5 protein-coding genes and 1 pseudogene are annotated in these 5,909 nt (G+C 52.5%); 2 read left to right on the top strand and 4 right to left on the bottom strand.

Annotated features, from left to right (window positions below; translation table 11 throughout):
* Positions 1-262 precede the first annotated feature (262 nt).
* The 4 genes from ALO_RS15605 to pheA form a co-directional block, all read right to left on the bottom strand.
* A complete protein-coding gene (locus ALO_RS15605; RefSeq protein WP_004097678.1) occupies positions 263-550 on the bottom strand; it encodes a NifU family protein in 288 nt (95 codons plus the stop codon).
* 4 nt (positions 551-554) lie between these two features.
* Entirely contained in the window at positions 555-2,309 is a 1,755-nt protein-coding gene (locus tag ALO_RS15600) for a sigma 54-interacting transcriptional regulator (protein ID WP_004097676.1), read from the bottom strand.
* A gap of 182 nt (positions 2,310-2,491) precedes the next feature.
* Positions 2,492-3,175 (bottom strand): heparan-alpha-glucosaminide N-acetyltransferase, encoded by a 684-nt coding sequence (locus ALO_RS15595; RefSeq protein WP_050807036.1) that lies wholly within the window; start codon positions 3,173-3,175, stop codon positions 2,492-2,494.
* Between the two features lie 62 nt (positions 3,176-3,237).
* Positions 3,238-4,152, bottom strand: a complete 915-nt coding sequence (gene pheA, locus ALO_RS15590) for a prephenate dehydratase (protein ID WP_004097672.1) — start codon at positions 4,150-4,152, stop codon at positions 3,238-3,240.
* Between the two features lie 219 nt (positions 4,153-4,371).
* Here pheA and ALO_RS15585 point away from each other — a divergent pair, with 219 nt between their 5' ends.
* Together ALO_RS15585 and ALO_RS15580 are read left to right on the top strand one after the other, a co-directional pair.
* On the top strand, positions 4,372-5,271 hold the full coding sequence (locus ALO_RS15585) for a prephenate dehydrogenase (protein WP_004097670.1): 900 nt from the start codon (positions 4,372-4,374) through the stop codon (positions 5,269-5,271).
* A gap of 388 nt (positions 5,272-5,659) precedes the next feature.
* Positions 5,660-5,909, top strand: a pseudogene (locus tag ALO_RS15580) (3-phosphoshikimate 1-carboxyvinyltransferase); the annotation flags it as partial.

The following is a 5,909-nucleotide window of genomic DNA, read 5'->3' as shown; positions in this document are numbered from 1 at the left end:
GATTGCCATGGGGTCACCTCGGTTCAATGGTTTATAAGGAAAAAAATGGTTTCCAGGTCGAGATTTTACTATTATTGTATAGAACAATGGTCTGATTGGCCATCGGACTTTGATCCTGGTTTTTTATGGATGCTCTGTGAGACGGATCATGAGTCATTGACTGCGTTTTGGCTGTCTGCCTGAGCTTGACTGGCGATGATGCGCTGTTCTTGCTGGCGCAGATTGCAGCCGCCGCAAAACTTTATGCCGATCCGCCCAGTGCTCATACATCTCTTTTGTCCCGGCGCAAGATATGGAGGGCCTGATTAATCAAGTCGTCGCTGACCTGATAAACCGGAATGACTCCCCGGATCTCGGGACAAACCGCTCTAATCTCGGCGTCCACCACTTCCGACAAAGTTTGCTGCTGCCCGGGACAGGCAGCGCAGGCTCCGGTCAGCTTCACTTTGACAAAACCGTCGTCAGTGACGGAGACCAGTTCCAGATCGCCCTGATGGGCCTGCAGCAAGGGGCGAATCTTTTCTTCGATAATTCGGGCTATTTGTTCCATCGTCTTATTCCTTTTCCTTTTTCAGCAGTCCGTATTTGGCGGCTTTCCGAAACACGGTTGCCCGGTCTACCCCGAGACTTGCCGCCACTTTAGCCCAGGAAGGAGTTTCACGGTATGCTTCGGCCAGCAGATAGGCTTCGGTTTCTTCTACCGCGGCTTTCAGCTTTGTGCCGCGTCCGGGAAAGTGTACCTTGTGACTGAAGGCTTCCGGCAGCAGATCCGGCGTCAGTTCATCCTCGCCGGCAGTAACAATCATACGCTCCAGTACATTCTCAAGCTCCCTTATGTTGCCCGGCCAGGAATATTCCACCAGCCGGCTCATCACTTCCGGCGACAGCCGTTTCGAATAGTCATAGCGCTTATTGATCCGGTCCACAAAGTGCTTAATAAGCGGCGGAATGTCCTCCCGGCGCTCCCGGAGGGGAGTCAGATGAATCGGCACCACCATCAAGCGGTAATAAAGGTCTTTGCGGAAATGGCCTGCTTTGACCATTTCCGCCATGTTCCGGTGAGTGGCGGCGATGATCCGTACATTGACCGAGCGCACCTGAGTCCCGCCGACCCTGAGAACTTCCTTTTCCTGAATGGCTCTGAGGAGTTTAGCCTGCAGCATCAGCGGCAGGTCTCCCACCTCATCGAGAAACAGGGTGCCCTTATGGGCCAATTCAAACATACCGGGTTTGCCCTCTTTACGGGCGCCGGAAAAAGCGCCTCCCTCGTAGCCGAACAATTCGGATTCCAGCAGTTGGTCGGGAATGGCGGCGCAGTTAATTTTGATAAACGGTTTGGCGGTTCCCTTGCCGTGTTTATGAATGAACTTAGCGATCACATCTTTGCCTGTGCCTGATTCGCCGGTAATGAAGACGGTTGAATCCACCTCGGCAATTTTTAACGCCAATTCCACGGCCCTTGCCATGGTCTGACTCCGGTAGATAATGTCGTCATCCTGAATGTGCAGCGACCTCAGATGGGACAATTCGGTCTCATATTTAAGGGTCTGCTCCTTGGTCCGGGCCAGTTGCTTTTGCAGGTTGACCAAATCGGTGACGTCCCGCACATTGGTCACCACCCGGGATAATTCCCCTTGCTCGTTAAACACCGGATTGCCGGTCACCAGCATACGCCGGGTTCCTTTAATCAGCTGGTTGATGGTGACCCGCTTTTTTTCTTTTATAACCAGCAGGGTGGCTGATTGATCAAAATATCTTCCATCCACTAACTGCTGCATGTTTTTGCCCCGAACTTCGCTGAATTTGATCCCGCTAAGACGCTCATAGGCGCTGTTAATCGCGAGAACATTGCCCTGTCCGTCTGTAACCCAAATGCCGTCATAAGAGGATTCAATGATATCGGCCAGTTCCTTGCTAAGACTTAATTGATGTTTGAACTCGGCCAGCTTTTTCCTCAGGCATCCCAGCAGGTCAGTGGCCCCGATCAATCCGACGGCCTTGCCTGCCGCGTCGACGACCACAGCCCTGGTAACATCGCCGGGCAATGCGTCCAGATCGTCATCGGCGGCGATACGCGGGACCTGTTGGCTGATATATGGCTGAAGATCAAGAAAGCCTCCGGGGTATAGAGCGGCAGCATTTTTTTGAAGGCGCAAAGCGGCCAGATCAATCGTGCCCACCACTTGCTGCCCGGTATCAATAACCGGCAGAAAGTCAATACCCGCCGGTAAATTTTCCACGGAGGGCACTTCTGTTAAATCCGTCACCAGAAACTGCTGCAATGGCACCATAATATCAGCAGCCTTCATTTCCCGCCACCACCATTCATCTTCGCGTCATCACCGGTAAATTACCATCTGCTCTACGCATAGATGCGCGATTCCGGCCACATTACCGGGCATCACTGTCTACAGATAAATTCAACAAATCAGGCTGTCTTCCCTGTAATGAGTTACAATATTCGGAAAAATTTTTTTCTGATTACACCGCTTCAGATAAAAAAGAAATACAACAGTGCCAGTAAAACCGGCTGATGGACCAGGTAGATAGACAGCGAGTGCCGTCCGATCCGGGCTAGCCAGTTCAGACCGGTTATCGGGGAAATCTTTCCCTTTTTTTCGGCATAGAACAGCCGTCCGGCCACCATGCCCAGCAAAAAGACGCTGTACCAGGGAATCAGCGGATAGTAATCGAAGGAGCGATACCCTTCGTACATGATGCCCAAAGGCAGGAGCAGCCAGTGTCCTGTAAGACCCTGGATCGCCTGTCCGGCCAGCAGGACCAGCAGGGCCGCAACAACCAGCCAGATGGAAGAAAGTTTGCCCATAACCGGTACAGACAATATGGCAACGCCCATAAACTGCAAAATGCCAAACCGTACATACAAATCCGGAGTAAAAATCCGGGTCGCCGCCGTAATTAGGCAGCCGGCAGCCAGCACTGTCAAGCCGTGCCTGATAATCCGGCGGTTCAGCACGCTGCTGACCCCGGCAATAAACATAAACACCGCAACGGTAACCCGCCCCAGGTAAAACCAAAAGCCCGATTGATATTCCAGGGGCTGATGGTAAAATTCCCGTAAGTCCACGACCAAATGGAATGCTACCATCATGACGATACAAATACCCCGCACCAGGTCAATCTCCCAAATACGGCTGCCACTTGGTTCCGCCACGGCCATCCTCCTTTATTTATTCCATCCTGTTAGCAGTTTGAGAGATTGGATGGGCTTTAAATTTAAAGATATACCTGGTCATGGTCATTGAGGAGATTCAGAGTTTTACTGTTGGTCGGATAAGAGCCTAAATTCTTATACCATATGCTTTTGGCGCATACCGCCTCCAGGGCGCTCCGCAGGTTGGAATCCGCCGCGCTGCCCTCCAGATCGAAAAAAAAGATATACAGCCCCAGGCCGGTACGGGCCGGCCTGGATTCGATCCGGGTCATATTGACGTTGCGTCGGGCGAATTCCTGCAACACGTCGCACAGGCTGCCCGGGCGCTCGCCGTTTATTTTGCAGACCAGTGAGGTCTTACAAGAGCCCTGGGGATTTTGGGCCGGCTGGCGTTCCAAAACGATAAACCGGGTAAAGTTATGGGGGCTGTCCTGCAGATCAGAGACCACCGCCTGCAGTCCATAGGCAGAGGCTGCCTTCAGGCTGCCCACGGCAGCGGCATATTGGCCGGCAGCCACCAGCCGGGCCGCTTCGCCGGTACTGCCTGCCGGCAGAATCTTCGCCTGGGGATAAAGCCTTCGCAGTGTGTTCCGGCACTGAGCCAGAGCCTGAGGGTGAGAGACAATGGAGCTGATGTCCGTCCCCGGCGTTTTAATCAGCAGATTATGCCGCACCGGGAATATGATTTCATGGGTGATATATAAATGAACGTCATGAGCCAGTGTGTCCAGGGTGATATTCACCGAACCATCCAGGGAGTTTTCCGCCGGCACGATGCATTCGGCGATTTCGCCGGCGTCAGTGGCCCTGATGGCCGCATCGATGCCGGGATAGGGGATCAACTCCCGGTCCCGGTTCTGACACAGAATATGGGCGGCTTCTTCTGAATATGTGCCCCATGGCCCTAAAAAGCCCAGGCTGTTTCCGGGCAGCGAATCAATCGTCATATTCTTTGCCTCCAATGTATTTACCATCATGTGACATCATCCTCATTTTATGCGTTGAGCCGAAGAAATTCAAGGAAATATCACAAATTTGATTTCGCGCCTATTTGCCCGATCATCTATTTTCCCGCCCTTCTTGACAAGGCCTTTCCGGTTTGTTATATTCAGACTAGCATCCCATCCCTGCGAGGGGCGGGATGCTTTTATCGTTTCACTGGAGAGAACAGTAAGATAGCAGGACGGAGGAAAAGTATGAAGCAGCCGCGTGTCACTATCATTGGCGTAGGCCTGATCGGCGGGTCGCTGGCATTGGCATTTAAGAAATACTGTCATCCTGCCCCTTTTATTACCGCGGTTGATTGCGACCAGGCCGCACTGGATGAGGCGATTCAACGGGGGGCAGCCGATGCGGCAGTGACAGATCCGATCGCCGGTGTTCAAGGGGCGGATCTGGTTTTTCTCTGTATGCCGGTGTTGCAAATGGCTTCGATTGCAGCCGGAATTGCGCCGGCATTGAAGCCCGGCTGCATTCTCACTGACGCAGGCAGCACCAAGGGGCTGATCGACCGGCAGATACGGCCGCTATTGCCGCCAGGCGTCTACTATGTCGGCGGACATCCGATGGCCGGCATTGAAAAAAGCGGCGTTCAGGTCGCCTTTGCCGATTTGTTCCGAGATAAGTATTATATTCTGACAGATAGCAGCGATGCGCCGGAGCCGCTGGCGGCCGAATTGGAAGGTCTGATTTCCGCCACCGGCGCCCGCGTGATCAGGATGGATGTCCGGCTGCATGACCAGTATGCCGCCGTGATCAGCCATATTCCGCACGTGCTGGCGGCAGCGATGGTCAATCTCCTGGACCGTCATCCGGACCCGGATGCCCTGTTGTCCCTGGCTGGCGGCGGGTTTAAGGATACGACCCGGATTGCCTCGTCCAATGCCGACATGTGGGCGGATATCTGCGTAAGCAATGCCGAGTCTATTAACGACAGCCTGCGGCAGGTCCAAGCTATGATTTCTTCTTTGATCCAGGCAATGGAAACAGGGGACCGCCCCGCACTTCATGCTTTCTTTGCAGCCTCCAAGCGACGGCGGGATGAAATGCTGCACAAACTGGAAACCAACAATCCCTGCCCCCGCATTCCCGGATAGATGCTTGCGACTCCGAATGTTTTTTAAAAGACAAATGTATTTTTATAAAGGTCAATATTAAACATTTTTGTGTTTTGTGTTCATGTTTCATAAATTCTATTGACAGTGAGAAGCATGACGGATATACTAAAACCAATTCTATTACTTGGAAAATACTGCGGAGGCTGTTATGACTCTTTCAGCAATGACTTGGCGCGGATACTTTTTTAGCTTTAATCTGGGCTATTTTTATAGCGTGGGTTATTTTCGCATAAAAAAGTATATCGCAACATTGCCGATGAGCCGTATAAGCTGACCGAAGCGAAACATAAAGGTTTTGAGCTTGATAAGACTCTCGTGAGTCTTATTTCTTTTTTACCAAAATGCAAAATGATAGGAGAATGAACAGATGGATCTATCGATTACTCCGGTAAAACTCCAGGGAAATGTAACCATTCCGGCTTCCAAGAGCCTATGCCACCGGGCGGTGATTTGCGCCGGGCTGGCGCAGGGAAGGTCGGTCATCCATGGCGTGTCGCTTTCTGATGATATCACCGCAACCATTGAGGGCATGCGGGTCCTGGGGGCGAATATCCGGGTCAATGGCGGCAGTTTGACCGTCGAGGGGGCTGGCGGTGCGCAGCTCCTTACGGGAACGA

It is taken from the genome of Acetonema longum DSM 6540 (assembly GCF_000219125.1).
GTDB lineage: Bacteria > Bacillota > Negativicutes > Sporomusales > Acetonemataceae > Acetonema > Acetonema longum.
This window is presented reverse-complemented; position numbering and strand designations above follow the sequence as displayed.

Excerpts from the sequence above, each read along its gene's own strand:
- ALO_RS15605 (WP_004097678.1), bottom strand. The coding sequence starts at position 550 with ATGGAACAAATAGCCCGAATTATCGAAGAAAAGATTCGCCCCTTGCTG.
- ALO_RS15600 (WP_004097676.1), bottom strand. The coding sequence starts at position 2,309 with ATGAAGGCTGCTGATATTATGGTGCCATTGCAGCAGTTTCTGGTGACG.
- pheA (WP_004097672.1), bottom strand. The coding sequence starts at position 4,152 with ATGATGGTAAATACATTGGAGGCAAAGAATATGACGATTGATTCGCTG.
- ALO_RS15585 (WP_004097670.1), top strand. The coding sequence starts at position 4,372 with ATGAAGCAGCCGCGTGTCACTATCATTGGCGTAGGCCTGATCGGCGGG.